General features: G+C 39.5%; 13 protein-coding genes and 1 pseudogene. 3 read left to right on the top strand and 11 right to left on the bottom strand.

Annotated elements, in window-relative coordinates; all coding sequences use genetic code 11:
* The first annotated feature begins 407 nt into the window (after positions 1–407).
* From GSF13_RS13240 to GSF13_RS13250, 3 genes and pseudogenes are all read left to right on the top strand, one after another.
* Positions 408–710, top strand: coding sequence for a hypothetical protein (locus GSF13_RS13240; RefSeq protein ID WP_174169042.1), 303 nt, complete (start codon positions 408–410; stop codon positions 708–710).
* On the top strand, positions 707–1,051 hold the full coding sequence (gene tnpB, locus GSF13_RS13245; RefSeq protein ID WP_211868660.1) for an IS66 family insertion sequence element accessory protein TnpB: 345 nt from the start codon (positions 707–709) through the stop codon (positions 1,049–1,051). Before GSF13_RS13240 ends, tnpB begins: the two co-directional genes overlap by 4 nt.
* A gap of 80 nt (positions 1,052–1,131) precedes the next feature.
* Positions 1,132–2,694, top strand: a pseudogene (locus GSF13_RS13250) (IS66 family transposase).
* A 307-nt stretch (positions 2,695–3,001) separates the two neighbouring features.
* Here GSF13_RS13250 and GSF13_RS13255 read toward each other — a convergent pair.
* From GSF13_RS13255 to GSF13_RS13305, 11 genes are all read right to left on the bottom strand, one after another.
* Positions 3,002–4,513, bottom strand: coding sequence for an NAD(P)-binding domain-containing protein (locus GSF13_RS13255; protein WP_102056616.1), 1,512 nt, complete (start codon positions 4,511–4,513; stop codon positions 3,002–3,004).
* A 2-nt stretch (positions 4,514–4,515) separates the two neighbouring features.
* On the bottom strand, positions 4,516–6,252 hold the full coding sequence (locus tag GSF13_RS13260) for an ABC transporter ATP-binding protein (RefSeq protein ID WP_211868662.1): 1,737 nt from the start codon (positions 6,250–6,252) through the stop codon (positions 4,516–4,518).
* A gap of 3 nt (positions 6,253–6,255) precedes the next feature.
* Positions 6,256–7,548, bottom strand: a complete 1,293-nt coding sequence (gene darE, locus GSF13_RS13265) for a darobactin maturation radical SAM/SPASM protein DarE (protein WP_010604503.1) — start codon at positions 7,546–7,548, stop codon at positions 6,256–6,258.
* Between the two features lie 12 nt (positions 7,549–7,560).
* Positions 7,561–8,235 carry an ABC transporter ATP-binding protein gene (locus GSF13_RS13270; protein ID WP_102056618.1) on the bottom strand — a complete coding sequence of 225 codons (675 nt, stop codon included), beginning with the start codon at positions 8,233–8,235 and terminating at the stop codon, positions 7,561–7,563.
* Entirely contained in the window at positions 8,228–9,466 is a 1,239-nt protein-coding gene (locus GSF13_RS13275; RefSeq protein WP_211868664.1) for an HlyD family efflux transporter periplasmic adaptor subunit, read from the bottom strand. Before GSF13_RS13275 ends, GSF13_RS13270 begins: the two co-directional genes overlap by 8 nt.
* An 8-nt stretch (positions 9,467–9,474) precedes the next feature.
* On the bottom strand, positions 9,475–11,778 hold the full coding sequence (gene darB / locus GSF13_RS13280; RefSeq protein WP_211868666.1) for a darobactin export ABC transporter permease subunit: 2,304 nt from the start codon (positions 11,776–11,778) through the stop codon (positions 9,475–9,477).
* A 1-nt stretch (position 11,779) separates the two neighbouring features.
* Positions 11,780–12,856, bottom strand: coding sequence for a hypothetical protein (locus tag GSF13_RS13285; RefSeq protein ID WP_211868668.1), 1,077 nt, complete (start codon positions 12,854–12,856; stop codon positions 11,780–11,782).
* Positions 12,857–12,921: 65 nt separating this feature from the next.
* Positions 12,922–13,098, bottom strand: coding sequence for a darobactin family peptide antibiotic (darA, locus tag GSF13_RS13290; protein WP_157782782.1), 177 nt, complete (start codon positions 13,096–13,098; stop codon positions 12,922–12,924).
* A gap of 400 nt (positions 13,099–13,498) precedes the next feature.
* Positions 13,499–14,050 (bottom strand): DUF4136 domain-containing protein, encoded by a 552-nt coding sequence (locus GSF13_RS13295; RefSeq protein ID WP_010604509.1) that lies wholly within the window; start codon positions 14,048–14,050, stop codon positions 13,499–13,501.
* A 107-nt stretch (positions 14,051–14,157) separates the two neighbouring features.
* Positions 14,158–16,935, bottom strand: a complete 2,778-nt coding sequence (locus GSF13_RS13300; protein ID WP_174169034.1) for an ATPase — start codon at positions 16,933–16,935, stop codon at positions 14,158–14,160.
* Positions 16,932–17,480, bottom strand: coding sequence for a hypothetical protein (locus GSF13_RS13305; RefSeq protein WP_010371906.1), 549 nt, complete (start codon positions 17,478–17,480; stop codon positions 16,932–16,934). The genes GSF13_RS13300 and GSF13_RS13305 overlap by 4 nt, the downstream gene beginning before the upstream one ends.
* Positions 17,481–17,482 lie beyond the last annotated feature (2 nt).

Here is a 17,482-nt window from a genome sequence, read left to right on the forward strand (position 1 = left end):
CCCACATCAACAAGTGTGAGATCTCATCGGATAGAAAAACCCTAAAGATAGTCGATGTTGCAGACGAAACCAATACGTATTATTCCGTGAGTGGAATTATATTAACGCCGATACTCGTTCCTACTACTGCTATTATTTCGGGAACTTATGTGTTGGCAAATAATGCCTATCGTCTTGGGGAAGAGACGATAAAGTGCGAAAACAAATCTTAAAACTAACTACAAACTTATTTAATTGTTGCGTTGTGCTCTGTATTTGAGCGCAGCGGGTCAAAACCACTTGTGCGACATGCTTGGTTTGCTATATTTTACTTTTATAATGTATCGTAAGCGTCGCCAGAACCACACCTAGCTACTGAATACGCTCAGCCTATAAAGTACAGCTCTGACCTCAATTCGGAGCTGACCATGCCTAAACACAAAACCGCAGAGCAATGGCTGAAACTTATCGAACAACAGGAACTCAGTGGTTTGTCTGTCACTGACTTCTGCACGCAGCACAACCTTAGTACCAAGTCTTTTTATAATCGCCGAAGTAAACTTCGCACTAAAAAACCACCTGAGTCATCTTTTATTGCCGCTAAGCCTGCTGCATCTGAGTCCGTTTCTCTGCCTGAGTTGTTACAGCTCAAGCATGGTCAGAATACGGTGTTGTTGCCATCAAACACAGATGCCCTGTGGTTGGCTGCACTGCTCAGGGCGCTGTCTTGATCTGCTGGCACAACGAGTCTGTTTACTTGCACCGCCAGCCAGTAGACTTTCGTAAATCCATCAATGGGCTCGCGGCGATTGTTGAGCAAGAAATGGCAGCACACGCGATGAGCGGTCAGGTGTTTGCGTTTTGCAATAAAAACAAGGACAAGCTGAAGGTGTTATATTGGGATAAAACCGGCTTTGCCTTGTGGTACAAGCGCCTTGAAAAAGACAAGTTTAAATGGCCCGACAAAGAAGACGATGACGTCATTACACTCAGCGCCGAACAATGGCAGTGGTTATTGTCTGGCTTATCGGTCATTGCCCACAAGCCGCTCAGCTATGGTTATAACGTATGATCATAACAGGGGTTTTTAGATCACGAATTAATCTAAGCTATTAATTTAAAAACAGTTACTCTGTTGATACAGTAGACTGCATGAAAGAAATGAATAAACTGCCTGATGATCCTCAGCAGTTGAAGCAGATCATTGCTTAGCTTCAGGCGCGTAATAACTACCTCGAAGAACAATTCAGACTGGCCCAGCAAAAACGCTTCGGGGCCAGCAGTGAGTCGCACCCTGCACAAGCTGACTTGTTCAATGAAGCCGAAACGCTGGTTGAAGAAGCACCTGAGCAAGACGTGGAAACCATCGAATATCAGCGCAAAAAGCCGACATGTCAGCCACTGCCAAAAGATCTGCCCCGCGAACGTGTTGTGCATGACATCGACAACAAACAGTGTGACTGCTGTGGCGGTGAGCTGCACAAAATGGGCGAGGATGTGAGCGAAAAGCTGGAATTTATCCCGGCCCAGGTCAAAGTCATCGAACATGTCAGACCAAAATACAGCTGCCGGCACTGTGAAAAAACACAAACCTGGGTTGAGATAAAACAAGCCCCAGTCCCACCGAGCCCGGTTCCTAAAGGCATAGCAACGGCCAGTTTGCTCAGCCAGATCATCACCAGTAAATATCAGTATGGCTTACCGCTGTATCGACAGGAAAGCCTGTTCAAACAATATGGTATCGCGCTGAGCAGGCAAACCATGGCGGACTGGGTGATCCGCAGTGCCAGTTTATTTAAACCGCTCTACGACAGACTGCACGAAGTGTTGCTACAGCAACCGGTGGTGCACGGCGATGAAACTACGGTTAAGGTGGTGAAAGAAGACAAACAGACCAGTTACATGTGGCTGTATTGCAGCGGCACGGACTCGCCTATGGTAGAGGAGAGCATCCCCAATATTGCCCTGTTCGACTATCAGAATAGTCGTGCGAGTCGCTGTCCTGTGGCATTTTTACAGGGCTACAACGGCTATCTGCAAGTTGACGGTTATGCGGGCTATGAGCAAACGCAGGCGACACTGGTTGGTTGCTGGGCGCACGCAAGACGCAAGTTCAAAGAAGCCGCAGATGCGCAGGCCAAGGGTAAAACTGGTAAAGCGAACTGGGCGCTCAACCATATTCAAAAGTTATATCGAGTTGAGACTGCAAACAAAACAGCAAGCGCAGAGGAGCGGCAGGCTGCACGGGTACAACAAAGCGCACCGCTGCTGGCCCAGTTTAAAACCTGGTTAGATAAATCAGCACAAACGGTGGTACCAAAATCGAAGCTGGGCGAGGCCGTCCACTATACGCTAAGGCAGTGGCCGAAACTCATTAGCTACCTCGATGACGGACATCTAAAGATAGACAACAACCGGGCAGAGCGCGCTATCAAACCGTTCGTCATAGGGCGAAAGAACTGGCTGTTTAGCTTCACCACAAGTGGCGCTGAGAGTAGCGCAATCCTCTACAGCGTGATCGAAACAGCCAGAGCAAACGGCCAGAGCAAACGGCCAGAGCAAACGGCCAGAGCAAACGGCCAGAGCAAACGGCCAGAGCAAACGGCCAGAGCAAACGGCCACACCCCATTCGATTATGTGATGCATTGCTTAAACGAATTAGCCCAGCCACAGTGCGATATCGACAGTTTACTGCCCTGGCATGTTAGCCTCTAGGTGTAGTTAGCCGTACGCTTACGTTACTTGGGATGGTAAATACATATTGTTTAATCGAGGGATGGATAACGAGAATTCCAATGTCGACATCTACTGGATGGATGCAAAGATAATTAATGAGTTAAAAACCAAAAATCTAAGTAAGGAAGCATTATGAGTCGACGTTATATTTTGTCTCTATTATTTATGCTAAGTGGCGCTCGCAAAAGTCATGATACTAAAGCAGTTGCAACAAGTAGCTAGTTAGGCAATCCTATCAACGCAAGTAAACTAACGGGAACTCCTAGCTTACTTGCGTTGTTAATACTTACGCGAAATTAGATACAATTAGTTCCTTTATACCATTGTCCAACTTGCTTAAATCTTCCCATTCACCATAGATATCTTCTAACATATGAACCTCATCGACTAGCTCTCCATTTTTATACTTGCTGACTACAGGATGTAAAAAACCATGTTGAGAAAACTTGAGTTGCTCATCTTTATCACTTGGTATGCGGTAGCTAAATTCCAATCTAAAACCTGAAAATTGCTTAAACTGTTCCTCATTTTCGTAAACGAGTTTTGGGACGCTTTCAAAAAATTCAAAGCCACCATTTGGTTTCTTTGAATACAAATCATAAGCGTTCCCAAACAAAAACCAAATTGTGGTTGCTGATTTTATACGCTCGCTGATCTCATTGTATAATTCTGAAGAAGAATCAAGTTGCTTTCTACTTTGCTGGGCTACAAGATTCAATTTCTTGATAATTATTTCAGATAATGACTCCGCGTTATGCCTAATTCCGTGTATAAAAGGAGTTGAGGAATCTTTGTAGTCATTGCATTGCATATTCGCTCCGCAAAAAAACAGATTCGGAATATTACTACTTTCCCATTTATGATTAAGCTTAGGAAACATGTTTTTCAAGCACAACTCAGGAAAAGTACTTGGTGCGTAGTGATCGAAGTTACACTTAAACCCTGTACAGTTTATGACGTAATCATAAGTGTTTTTTTCTGATTCTCCATCTTCTGAAAAAATCATATCTACCAAATACTGCCCAGAATCTAACTGTTCAATTGATGCAATTTTTCCGTTTAAGATCGCGTTTTGCTGTTTCAAGAAAAAAGTATCTAGAAACGCCTGATTCACTGAGCGTAAATGCCCGGGGTAGTGGCTGACCCAAGCAAAATTGAAATCATCTGGGCTTATTAAATGGGTGTTTGATGAGACTTCTAATAAGCTATCAGCTGTTTCAAATGCCGAGTTACCTTTCCCTAATATGAGTACTTTCTTATTTGTGAATTGAGCTACGTCGTTATTCATTTCTGTATAGGCTATAGAGTGCTCAATGCCTTTTATATTAGGAATGTTGAGTTCGCCGATCCCTGTGGCATCAACTAAGATCTCACTTACATATTCTTTACCGTTACCATCGACGACTGTAAATTGGTGGTCGTCTTTTGTAACCTTTGCAACGTGGGTTTCGTAATGAATAGGTAACTCGTACTTTGTCGCGAATTCACCAAGGTATTTGACAAGGTTGTCCGCACTCGGATAGTAAGATTTATCAAAGTCTTTAAAAGAAAACTTATCGTCGCCATTTAGTAGTGAATTCCAGTCCCATCTAAGGTTCTTCTCTTTATTATCAAAGCCCGTGTTTACCTTATTTATCGATATCAATTTACGATGGACTGGATAAGTTTCAAAGAAGCTTCCTGCAACTTTTGCACGTTCCAAAACAATATGGGACACATTTACTTTGTTAAGATAATAGCTTAATTGTAAGCCCGCAGGTCCAGCACCAATGATGATGACTTTATAATTTAACTCCATTCTCAACACTCCTTTTGTAAGGTTTCGGGGTTTTTGCTTATTTTTCTAAAGTGTTCATTCTTTATTATATTTTGTGGCGTATCAGTAGCCACGATCTGCCCGCTATCAACTACGATAACCTGATCTGAAAGGTAGATGCTATTTAGGTTATGTGTGATTATTAGTACAGTTTTATTTTTTGCTATTTCTTTTAAGTGACTATGAAGACCGGATTCAGTGGCGAGATCGAGAGAGTTTGTAGCTTCATCTAAAATGAGTATATCACTGTCTGAATATAGCGCTCTTGCTATCGCAAGTCTCTGTTTTTCTCCACCAGATAAATTTGCGGCATTCAAGGTGACTTCGCTATTAAAGGTAAAGCCATTGCTTTGCATGACGACATCAAAGTTTGAGAGCTGAGACACTCGCTTGAGCTTTAACTCGTCGACATTATCAAAACTGAGTTGTAGAGTGATATTTTGCCAAAGTGGTCCACTGAAAAAGAAAGGATCTTGTTCGACCATCGTGACCTTTTGGTGAGTCGATTGTGAGTTTTTCTGATTCTGATGAATGAAAATTTCACCTAGATAGCTTTGATATAAACCCGCAATTAGCTTTATTAAAGTGCTTTTCCCGGAGCCTGAGCGGCCGATAATAGAGTAAACTTTATGCTCTTTAAATTTATGCGTTATAGCACATAATGATTCAGAATCTGCCTTTTGATATTTAAACGACAGGTTGGTTAATTCAATTTTATTGTGTGTTGACGTATCTTTGGTGGCGGAAGCTAACCGTTCAGCGGGCTCTTGATTTAGTAAACTATCTAAGCTGCTAACTGCGTTTCGAGCCTTCGTTGTAACGGAGTTTATGTCACTTATTGAGGCGAAGGAGTACGACATCAGTAATAATACCATAATGAACGCGACTAATTCTCCCGACGCCATTGAACCTTCTATGACATTCAACCCGCCTACCCACAAAACAAAGATCACGCTAGAGAAACTGCCCAAAATGATTAATCCAGATACAATAGATTCTAAAGAATGAAGTCTTTTAGTTGCATTGTAGACTTGACTCGCTCCCGATTCTATTTGTTCTCCAAGTAAGGCTTCCATTCTATGGATTTTTATTGATTGTATACCTGATAATGATTCAATGATTGTCGAGTTTAGATTAGCAACGGTTTCCCGTTTATGGGCGTTGGCCTCGGAAACTCGCTGGCTTACTTTAAAAATGATAAGAATAACCAGCGGAACGGTGACTATTGAAAGCAAAGTCATATACAAACTGGTGGCTAATAAATAAATTAGGCCACACAATAAAGTGCCGGAAGCTTGAAAGAAAATGCTTAAAATAAAGTGGACGTAGGTGTTTATAGCTTTAACATCATAGTCGATATTAGAATAAAGCTTGGAAGGGGAAGTAACATCAAATAACTCTTGTTGCTTATATAGCATTCTCCCCATCGCAAAGCTAAGTAGTTTATTGCTTAGCATCTCCTTTATATCAAATACGAGTTTTTGCCTCAAGCCATTCGAAAGCACGAATGTAATTAATAAAAGCAAGATAAATGAGACAAAATAGTTTAAACGTTCTCTCGTGACTGACTCTTGAAACAGTAGCTCAACAGTATAGGCAATGCCAAATGAACTGATGACGACTAAAACATTAAGTACAGCCACAATGAATAGCGTAAAGTGCTGTTTCGCACATAGAGTTTTAAGTTTTTGAAAAACAATACCTTCTGGGATAAATATCATTCTTTATATTGACTCTTCGATAACTCTAAGTAATTTACCAGTTCCACAACATTTATCATTATAGTCTTCGACATGGCGAGCATTTATCACTCTGTCATGCGGACAACCACCATTACAAATTGAGAACCATTCACACTCTCGCATACGATCCGTCGCGTCAATTTCTTCTTTTACAGATGCTTGATTATGATTTGACTTTTCGAGCAGGGTGGCTAGATCTGAATTTAGAAGTGAGCCGTAAATACTGCCAATATCTCCAACATACTTATCACAAGGTGAAACATCACCGTTTGGTTCGACAGTGATTATTTCTTGAGAGCAATTTCCTGCCCAATAACAAGCGGAAAGTTGCTTAGTTTTATCCGATAAAACATCGATAAAATTTTCAAACATTCTGATTCTAACTTTGTCTTTGTAGTGCCCGTACCAAACACGATAAACGCAGCTTAAAAATTCAATGTATTCTTTGTAGCTAATGTAGGCATTACCGATATCATCACCAGGCTTTGCTCGGTTATCTGGGACGATGTTCAGAAATTCTATGTCATTTAATTCAATTGAGTGTAAATAGCTTAAAAGTCGTTCAGGATCTAAGTTGTATACATCTTTGTCGACGACTATTAAAGCACCGTAGGCTATACCATGATGCTTAAGCCGTCGAATTCCTTCAGCAACCTTAATGCTGGTTGGTCTTCCTCGGACGTCAAGTCTCCGAGTATCATTGATTTCAGGTACACCATCAAAGCTAATTCCCACGGACATGCCAATGCCTTTTAAGAAAGTGAGCCACTCATCCGATATATTAACTGCGTTTGATTGCATAGTATTGGTGATGAAGTGATCTGGGCGTCTAAATTGTTCTTGTAACCAAATCAACTTTTTGAAGAACAATGGTCTAAGAAGTGTTACTTCTCCACCGTGCCAAACAAACTCCACTCGAGATACATTTGGGATTGCTAATATTCGTTTAACAATTGAAACGAGGTTTTCGAATTTTATAGATTGATTTGGTCCTTCTGCCCACGAATGGCAATATGTACAGCGTAAGTTGCATAGACGTGTAGCCTTGAGTACAACTACAACTTTACTTGCTTTTAGTGGCTTTGCTTTGAAATCGCTTGCTTTTTCTTCTCTGAAAAGAGCTAATTCTTCATCGTCTAAAATATCATAGTCTTTGATCTCACCAATAAGTTGAGATGCTAAGCGAGAGTACTGATAATCACTCACTTCTATGTCTACGGTTTCTTTACTGTTTTCTGCAGCATCAATAACTTTAATAGAAATATCACCGAGCATAATTTATTTTCCTTAATTAACTAATTCACCATCAACCATACTTACTCGCCTACCTGCAACACTTGCTGCAGCAGCGCTGTGCGTTACCATTATGATTGTAGAAGCGCTTGTGTCATTTACTTCCAGCAGTATATCTAAGACCCGCTGGCCAGTTTTTTCATCCAGATTTCCCGTCGGTTCATCCGCAAGAATAATACTTGGTTTGCACGCCATTGTTCGGGCAATCGCAACCCGCTGTTGTTGACCGCCAGATAATTGACTAGGGTAATGATCTTTCCTCGCAATTAATTCCATACGCTCTAATTCTTGCTCTGCCAGTCCTAGTCTATCTTTGTGTGGCACACCCCTAAATTTGAGTGGCAACATAATATTATCCAACACTGATAGATCAGGGATTAAATTGAAAGACTGGAACACATACCCTAAATGTTCTCTTCTGTACTTTAATTTCTTTTTTTGAGATATCGCTGAAACATCAAAACCATTTAAATGTAAACTACCGGAGTCAATATTCGAGAATAATCCAATTGCGTTGAGTAATGTTGATTTTCCTGAACCTGACTTTCCTGTAATGGCAATAAATTCACCTTTATCAACTTGTAGAGATACTTTATTTAAGGCAGTAGTTTTAATTTTATTTGTATAGAAGTGCTTACACACGCACTCAAGTTGAATGACGCTATTCAATGTATAATTCCTCCTTATATTTTTTGTTCCAATCTAAAATTACGACGCTTTTACCTAACACCATAGGAGCATCAATCACTACTCGATCCCCAATCCTTTCCTTAATAAGGATAGGAGTCCTAATAGCCTTACTCTGTTTATCCGAGTGAAGATATACGAATGTGGTATCACCTTTTTGAAACGTTGCTTCGGCTGGAAGTGTAGGTAGGATATTCTTATCGCTATTGGCAAGTTCTATTTCGACAGATTGGCCGACTTTAATGTTACCTTGCCATTCATCGGTATTTGGCATCTCAAGGTGCATTTTGAACTTTCCCTGCTTAATTAATGGGAATATTTTTAATATCTTTAAGTTAATATTTTTATTGTCTATCTTGGCTGTAGCTCTTGTTTCTTTATTGATTCGCTCTAGATAAAATTCATTTAACTCTACTTCAATTAAGTATTCACCCACCATATCTAGGGAAGCAAATTCTTCTTTAGGCAATATCTGTTGTCCTGACTCGACATCAAAGCCAACAAGGTTGCCTGTGATAGGGGCCCTAATAAGAAGCTGCTGCTCGCTCTCCTGAAGCTTGAGTAGCAAACTATTTAATATTTCCACCGTTTCACCTATCTGCTTTAGCTGATGTGTAATTTGATTATGTTGTGATTGGTAGTAATTAGTCAGAACACCTTGTTTCTCTTTCCATCGAGTCAGGTTACTTTTTATGTCTTCTACATCTGATTTTTGAGAAAGATTCTTTTCTAATAACCTGAGTTTTTGATCCAGTTCTCTTTCAAGTACATCTACGTTATAAAGGGCATCTTCTAATGACAACTTTGAAGAGGTAAGCTCACGCCTCAAATTTAATCTCATATTTTCCAAATTACTAATCTGTTCTGATATTTGAGCCATTTTTTCTGTCAACTTTAATGTGTAGTCATAGTTTTCTAGCTCTAAAATAACATCTCCCTTTTCTACAAGTGTATGTTGCCGATTGATAAAACTTTTTACTCTGCCGCCAATGTCAGAGGACAGCTTGATAGATTTCATCGGACGTATCGTACCTATAGATGTAATTGCTGAATGAGAGTTTGTTACGGCAATAATTTTTGCTTTTTCATATGGTATACTTGATATCGACTTGTTGCTGTGGAATAAAAGAAAGAAAAAGATGAATGTCATTAATAAGAAGAACGCTACTATCTTTTTACGCTTACCTTTAGGGTTTTCTATTATAGTGTCCATTTAAATCTTTACTGCCTCTCTAGATACTTTTTGCTAACAACAAAAAAGCTAAGAATTATCACGCTGATGAAGATGGCTGCGATGGCCATAGAAGAAAATATATAGCTCGTAAAACCAAAGGAGAAGTTATCAGATATTAAAAGGTTGTCTTTAAGAATATAATAACCAATGCAAGTTCCAAATAAAGAAGAAAAAGTATATAAATAAATATTGTTTTTTAGGGTGTAAGAAAAAATATCTTTCAATCCAGCTCCTAGTTGCTTCATTATATCTAGAGTGTAACTATTACGCTCTACATCAACTAAGCTGTTGGCAATTGTATTTAGGGAAATCAAAACTATGTTCAGAGCGACAACCCAAAGTAAATAATTGGCGATTTTTGATAAATCTGAATACTCTGACTCAAGTGCTGCATAGCTTGAGCTAAAATCTAATTTATTATTTATGCTTATACGATCGACAATTCGGTTAGAAGTGTTAAGTAATACCGATGTTGCTTTCTCTTCATTAAGGACAATCATAATAGGATCATGAAATGGTTTTACCTTACTTAAAAAAAAGTCACTAACTACTTTAACTATTTCAATTTCTTCTACGCCATTCCCTAAGTCAGCATAAAATTTATGCATTGATAACTTTTCGATAGGAATATTGTCATATAAATTTGCGAATGCTTGAGTTACTACAACCCTTGTCTTTCCATTTATATGGCTGTCATAATTTGAGTGAATGATACTGTCTAAGTCTAGCGGATTTAGACCAAATACTTTTATAAATTCTTCACCTGCATAAAAGTAGTTAATTGGTGTGATATTCTGATCTATTTTTTGTTGTGCTGTGGAAACCGTGACAAAGTGTGATGATTTATCAAATGGGTGCCAGCTAGCTACAGCAGAAACTTCTCCATATTCGGCATTGATTTTATTTCTCAGTGTAATAGGACTTACATCATTAACACCATCTAGCTTTATAAAGTGGCTTTTTGCGATATCGTAGCCGTAGTCGGCCTTTTTTTCGGTAAACAGTTCATAAGTTAAGCTAACTGCGATAAAAATTACAATAGAAGTGATTAACATCTGAAGAAACACAGTGACTTTTGTAAGCCACATCGTTTTTAGTCCTGTCGATTTGGTGATGGACTCATCGCTTTGATACGACAGAACTCTCTTAATAACAAACACATTAGATAGAGTGTATAGGGATGTAATTGTTATTATTATCAAAGATAATGTAAATAACTTTTCCTCTGTGTTGACCGTAGATAAAATATCAAACTCACCGGAAAGAGGTGGAAGGATAAGGTAAAGTAATATAGCTGATGTGATATTGGCTATGATAAGAGAATTTTTGTTTTCTAGTAGAGAAATAAAGATAATCTGTATTTCGCTACCGCCAATGCTTGTTAATGTTTTTATACGATCTAATTGAGAGATTTTTATTGAGATTATCGAGCTTAAAAATCCAACGGTTCCAAGAATGAAAGAAAATATGCAGATTCCAAAGATTAGATATAAGCTTGATTTTGAAAATGTAATTCCAAGCGCGTCAGGGTGATTCCTATCATAATGAAGATCTGAAACTGCTCTTTTTGAAAGGTTAATAAATGAACTTGGGGTGAAAGGTGCCCCAGGGATCTGCGGTGCGTTACTACTAACGATTTTTTCTAGATCTAGGTCATTTTTGTTTACCAGTTCGACAAATAGATGAAGATGAGTGTCATACCAATCAGTATAACTTTCTTTTATTTTTCCATTATATAAATGATCGAAGTTAACAATCACATCTGGTTGGATTGATAAGGTGTCATCTATTTTTATTACTTTTTCTATTCTATATAAACCAGTATTGTTTATTTTTATTGTTTTTCCAATTATTTTACTCTTATCTTCCGCTATCTTTTCAGCGAGCGTGGACGAGATGAAAGCTCCACTTATACCCAGCTCTTCAGAGCCTAGATTTAGCATGAGTTGTGCAGTTTTATCTAATGCATAGACTTCAGTGCCTTTTAATTCTATATCATTATATAATATAGTTATATTCTCACGATAAACTTTGCCTACCCTTTTTACAGCTTGATCTTTTTCTAATACAGGTATAAGTGCAGCAGGCGCTTTAGAGCTTACCACGGTTTCACCGGATGGTAGGTTAAATTGGGTTTCAATTTTATATATGTCGCTGGAAAGTCCAGAATTTATAGAGCTGTCTGCTAGAAAAAAAATAAACATCAATCCAAGTAAGACAGCGCCCAGTGATAAAGATAAAACCCCAGTGACAGCGGAAAGTGCTTTTCCATCGCTCAATAGTTTAGACATCTTAATTACCTAAACTCTGCAAATTTTTGAGCGTGTCGAATAGTCTTTGTTCTATTTCAAACTTTGAATCAGTGATAGCATCTAAAAAGCTTGATGATGAAAAGCCTCTAGATGCTTGTTGTAGATAATAATATGCATTATCTGAAGGCTCATAAGCATACGCCTTTCGCCAGAAATTCTTCAAACCATACCAAGTGTAACAGGCTTGAATATAGGTATTTGGATCTAACATTCTACCTGTCCAAGGCGATTTGATGATACGAGAGTGAAATTTTGTTGGTAGACACGGCTCATACAATTCAGCTAGGTCAAATAGATTATGTGTCATCTCATGAACGATAGCATCGGCAATTGTTTCAACACTCACCTCACTAAGATTAGGATTAATCAAGACAATTAAGCCATTGCTAATATTAGTTGAAGCACAGTTAAAGCGATTTTTTGTCTTATCAAACCGGATTGCTATTGAGCAAATGCTCTCTTTTAAAATTGTGTAGCACGGATCTGAAACCGCTTTTATGTAATCTAGCGCATTGTAAATTTTTGGAGTCGAGCATTGAATAAGCTCTGGAGTAATGCCCGTATCGTCCCAAGGAATATCTTTTTGGACACCTCTTGCTAGGTCACTAAAGTAGTCTAGAAGAATGTTTGAGTCGGGATGAACATTTTGATTTTTAAACAGTTTATCTGAGGATGCTTGATAACCAAGGTTACCGCGTAAGTTCCAAGTGACTGAGGTTTCATCAATGAAATCACTTTGGATAATATAGTCAGGGTTAAATTCCAAGAAAGAAAGTTCTGTAATTAGTAATCTCTCTATCGTTGATTGATATTTTTCATCACCACGGCGTGCGATCAATGTATTCCAAAATCTTGGTAATTTTAAAAGCTGGTACAGATCATTAGTTGACAGTCTTTCAGAGAGCTTATCAAACAATTCTGAGAGCGGTTTGTTTGATAATACCTCTTTCTCAATGATATCTATCATTAATGTTAATTTACATCGCGTAAATATCTCAACAAAGGAGTCGTTCTCAAACTTCAGACAACTGGGTAATTCGCTCGTTAAAATATTCATAACATTCGTCCTAAATAAAGCTGTTAACACTGCACATCTTTAACAGCTAATCAACCAAAAGGTGGTTACTTCTCGAACGACTTAGACCAGTTCCAAGCGGTAATTGGTGGAGCAATCGCAATGCTATCAACACGAGATTGGTCAACGTTTGCAATATTTAGTGTTTGATCTGAAAAGCTAGCTTTTAACGCATCTAGTTTTTCTGCAACAGAAATTTTTTCTTTTGGTGCTTCAACGATCATTTTTAATTCCTTCTTAAAAGTTAAATTATACCTTGAGGATACATCCTCGAAATATTTGTACATTAAATGATAATGTGGTGTCAAATTTTTTATTTTAACTTGTTAGAGTGTGACGTTGGTTTGCACTTATTTTCTTTAACTTAATTTTTTGTAAGTCATTGGATTGTTAGTTTTTATTGGTTTTTTATTTGATGGGCCTAGCTTGGGGCATGGCGAAGCTTACGCTGAGAATGAAGTTGTGTTGAATTTATGTTAATTTTATGGGTTTGTTGGTGGGCTGTTTGGCTATTTTTAGAGTTTGCATTATGGTGATAGATTTTTGGAAGATGTAGATGTAGATGTAGATGTAGATGTAGATGTAGATGTAGAAGTGGAGTAATACATACTCCACTTATAAAACTTAATGCTGTGCTTTGGGAGGGAAGTTAGCCAATAGTTCTGAGATGGTTTTGTTTATTGACTCTGTTCTTTGATCCGGTGATTGATTGCTACGTAAGCGACCTTCTTTTGCTCCACGCCAAACTAGCTGGTTAGACGCTTTGTCTATCATATCGAGTACTAGCGTGCCCACTTCATATTCACGTGTTGTGGTCTGTGTTTGCCAGCCAATACCCCAGTAATTCCAACGCGCACCATACGTGGTGTGAAGCGAGTCAGATTCAATTTTTGTATCAACTGATGCGTGATAGTTAACCAGTAAGTCAGCCGATTGCGGATCGGTGAGAGTGAAACCTTGTTTGCTCATTTCGTTTTGAATTGCACTGCGGATCCGCTTTTCCATTAAGTCATTGACTTGGTATTCACGACCATTATTTTTTAGGTCCGCTTCAGGTGACCAAGCATAGGTTTTGTAGTTAGCGAATTGTACAGACTTATCATAATCCCAATCAGGGGTTTTGGCGCAGGCCGCTAACATCAGCACCAAAATGGCGATAACAATATTCTTAAACATGTGTCTTTACTCCTTAGTCGGATGTTTGCTCTACCTTAACGTGTTAAGGCGTTAAATGGTAGAGACAAGCACCCTTTAATAATTGTATCTAAGACATTAACTTGAGATTAATGTTCCACTTCTATCCAGTCTTTTTCATCTACCCAGTTTTGGCTACCTTGTGCAACACTGCGGATCGGCACTAGGTAGTCACAGCTGATCTGTGGTTTCACCGATGCAAAAATTGGCACAAACCCAAAGCTTAGTGCGGTTTCGATAATGGCCTTTTGGTTTTGTGGGTCGATATCCGCGGCTTCATCGATGTAAATCGGGATACGATACATTGCTTGCTCTTGATCAGATAACAGATAGCGAATAAATAGCATGCCACATAAAAGCTTGATGGTGATCCGTGTACCGTTTGAGCCGGCCGAGTCAATTTTATCGAAGTGTTCAATGTCACCCGCGCGGTTGACCACTTCAAAGCGAATGTCAAAGAGGTCAGTTAACGTCAATCCCGCTTTATCACTTGCAAGTTTGATGATGTGATCTTTCGCCTCATTAACGGACTTTTCTGAGCTAGGCTGCTCGCTAAGTAAGTCTAAGCTTTCGCCTTTTTCGTATAAATCTGAAGTGCTGATAATGGTGTCTATGCTATCGATAAGCATTTTACGAGGGATCACATTAATCTTAAACGCTTGCAAGTTAGAGATACGATGCTGGCTTATGCCTTTGTTAAAGCTGTTCATCTCTCGGCGTAAGCGGTCTAAGTCTTGACGCAGTCCTTTAATGGTTGCGGCCACTTCAGTGAGCGCCACTCGTGCTTGTTTATCGACGGCATCTCGTTCGTTATCTAGGTTGTGATACGCGCTGATCAGCTTTTGATACTTAATAGTAACGTCTGACTCGTTTTCAAACTTAGTGATCCCAGCATTGTAGATATGCAAGTAGGTATTACGCACATTAACGTCTAAGTTTCTAAGCTCATTACAGTCTTTATTAAACTGGTGGGTCACTTCAGACAGGTTATCAAAATCAAGATTAATTTCGATTTCGTACGGTGCCAGTTTACCCGAGTATAGGTCTAGTGTGTGATCGATACGTTCTGACTTTACTTGTTTTAAGCGGTCGGCTTGGCGTACCAATAAGTCTTGCTTGCTTTTAATGATAGAGCGGCGATCTGAAATCGAACCGGCATTACGCTGAATATCATGTAAATATTCATCAACTTGCTCACGTTCCATCTCAAGCTGCTCTTTTAGTGCTTGCTGAGCATCGACGGATTGCAACATGGTTTGATATTGCTCAAAGCGTTTCATGGCCGCTTCGGTAGCCATTAGTTCATCATATAGAGCATCACGTTCTTTTTGTTTTTCAGCGACGTTTGCGGCGACTTCACGCTGCTGCTTTAAGTCGTTAAGCGACTGTTGTAGTGACTCCAGCTGTGCTTGCAGTTGGGCTTTGTTCTCACCGCTTTGCATTTGTACTGGACTCAGTTTTTTCAACTTAACGGTAGCACCAGGTACTTTAAGCTCACCACCTTGAACTGACTTAGATAGGGACTCCAAAAATGCGCCAAAGGCATCTTCGTCGGTGATATCAATTTCACCTTGAGAGGTGGTTGAAAACGATAACAAATCCGGATTCAAGATCCGTGAGATCTCTTCCACTTCTTTTAAAGAAAGATCTTCACGCATACGAGTAAACAGGTTGAACTCAAGGTTCTTGAGTTGCAGTTTTAAACTCTTAATCTGCTTTTGCGTTTCGTTGATGCGAAAATCAAGGGTATGGAGACTTTGCCCCTGTGCACTATTAATAGAGAAGGAAAGCTGCTCATATTCCTTTTTCAACAGAGTTAAATTGGTTTTAAGCGTTGCATGATTCGTTAGTTCAAATTCACGTTTTAACGCGTGGAAATCAGTAAACCATTGTTCTATTTGGGTTTGTTTACGCTCGATATCTCGAGACTGTTGGACGTACAGCTGCTGCTTAGACTCAAATTCGCGCTTTTCAGCTTCTATGTCTTCTAGCTGTGTTGCCAGCTCTGCAATTTGCTCGTTGTGATAGTTATCATATTCAACCAAAGCTAAATCGAGTTTCGGTGCGTAAGCCGCCAGTTTACCTTTTAATACCGCCTCATTTTCAAGCATTTTCTCAAGGGCTGAAATTGGCTCTTGCATTGACTCCAGCGCATTTAGTTCACGACGCGCACGGTTAACCTTATCAAAAGCGCGACGCCAGACTTCATAAAAATCGACTTTCGAGTTCGACATATGGCGTTCGAACACCTTGAGCATAAAGCGCTTTACGTCTTGTGCACCGAGTTTGTGCAGATTCAAAATACGACGGAATATTTCTTTATATACAGGCGCATCTTGGACATTATTCAGTGGGATCATCTTCAGGTTGATATCGCCATCAAATGGTGTGGCGCCACCTGTGAGCAGGGCATTAAGTTCTTGTGCTTTTAGCTCTACAGGCTTAAGTTGTTTTTCCTGTAAGTGATTAAATAGCTTGGTGTACTTGATGATACTTTTACCCTGGGTGTAATCATCAAGATTCAGTTTGCCTTGATAGCAAAAAAACTGATGCGCGTAACCGGCGATTTTACCCAGTCCCGCAACGCCAATGACCACATCGCCGTGGGGGAGGTTGGCTTCAAGCAAAATATAGGATTGATCAGAAGAGAAGTAGAACTTACGCGTTTCTTCTAAATCGTGGCCATCCCATTCAGTCAGTCTTAAATCGTTGATAAGTGGAAACTGTAGCGCGTTGATCACCGAGCTTTTACCGGTGTTATTCGGGGCGCAGATAGACGCACTTTTATCCAGAGGAATGACACACTTAGCGTATCCGGCGGTATTTAATAATGCGAGTTTACTTAGGCCGTACAACTGCTCGCTCATAGCTCGTCCTCAATATCATATTGTTCTTCGTTTACTTCCATTAGCGCGTCAATGTAGCGATAAATCGGTGCAAGTAGCATAAAGCCTTGCTCAACCTCACGGGCTAGACCCAGTCTCACCATACGTAAAAACACGTCTTTTCTGAGATCTGAGCCCGAAAAAATCTCCAACTGGTCAAAAAGATGCTTATTGAGCTGTACTATGGTTTGCATTAGCTCTAAATCGCAGCTTTCATCAAATAGTACGCGAAGCGGATCTTTACCTTGGTTGGCATAGTGCTCAATTAAAATATAAATGGTTAGGGCAATCGCACGGGAAATTTTCCCCATATTTGGCGTGCTTTCATCGCTTGCCAAATAATAAAAACCACGGGCATCGTGCTGTAAGTCATGGCCTAAAGCTGAAAATAGCGCTTGATAGCTATCAATTTGCTGATCTAACTCTTGCCAAAGGGTAGTGTCTTGCTCACTGATATGATACCCGCTCACCAGTTTTTTATTAATGGCTTGGAGTTCATTGAGCATGTCTAAGTTAATTGTCGTCATAA

This window comes from Pseudoalteromonas sp. M8, assembly GCF_018141365.1.
Taxonomy (GTDB): Bacteria; Pseudomonadota; Gammaproteobacteria; order Enterobacterales; family Alteromonadaceae; genus Pseudoalteromonas.

Bases quoted from the DNA above. Each gene is read 5' to 3' on its own strand.
- darE (WP_010604503.1), bottom strand. From the start codon at position 7,548: ATGCTCGGTGATATTTCTATTAAAGTTATTGATGCTGCAGAAAACAGT.
- GSF13_RS13295 (WP_010604509.1), bottom strand. From the start codon at position 14,050: ATGTTTAAGAATATTGTTATCGCCATTTTGGTGCTGATGTTAGCGGCC.
- GSF13_RS13240 (WP_174169042.1), top strand. From the start codon at position 408: ATGCCTAAACACAAAACCGCAGAGCAATGGCTGAAACTTATCGAACAA.
- darA (WP_157782782.1), bottom strand. From the start codon at position 13,098: ATGATCGTTGAAGCACCAAAAGAAAAAATTTCTGTTGCAGAAAAACTA.
- GSF13_RS13260 (WP_211868662.1), bottom strand. From the start codon at position 6,252: ATGATATTTATCCCAGAAGGTATTGTTTTTCAAAAACTTAAAACTCTA.
- GSF13_RS13285 (WP_211868668.1), bottom strand. From the start codon at position 12,856: ATGAATATTTTAACGAGCGAATTACCCAGTTGTCTGAAGTTTGAGAAC.
- GSF13_RS13275 (WP_211868664.1), bottom strand. From the start codon at position 9,466: ATGGACACTATAATAGAAAACCCTAAAGGTAAGCGTAAAAAGATAGTA.
- GSF13_RS13305 (WP_010371906.1), bottom strand. From the start codon at position 17,480: ATGACGACAATTAACTTAGACATGCTCAATGAACTCCAAGCCATTAAT.
- GSF13_RS13255 (WP_102056616.1), bottom strand. From the start codon at position 4,513: ATGGAGTTAAATTATAAAGTCATCATCATTGGTGCTGGACCTGCGGGC.
- GSF13_RS13300 (WP_174169034.1), bottom strand. From the start codon at position 16,935: ATGAGCGAGCAGTTGTACGGCCTAAGTAAACTCGCATTATTAAATACC.
- darB (WP_211868666.1), bottom strand. From the start codon at position 11,778: ATGTCTAAACTATTGAGCGATGGAAAAGCACTTTCCGCTGTCACTGGG.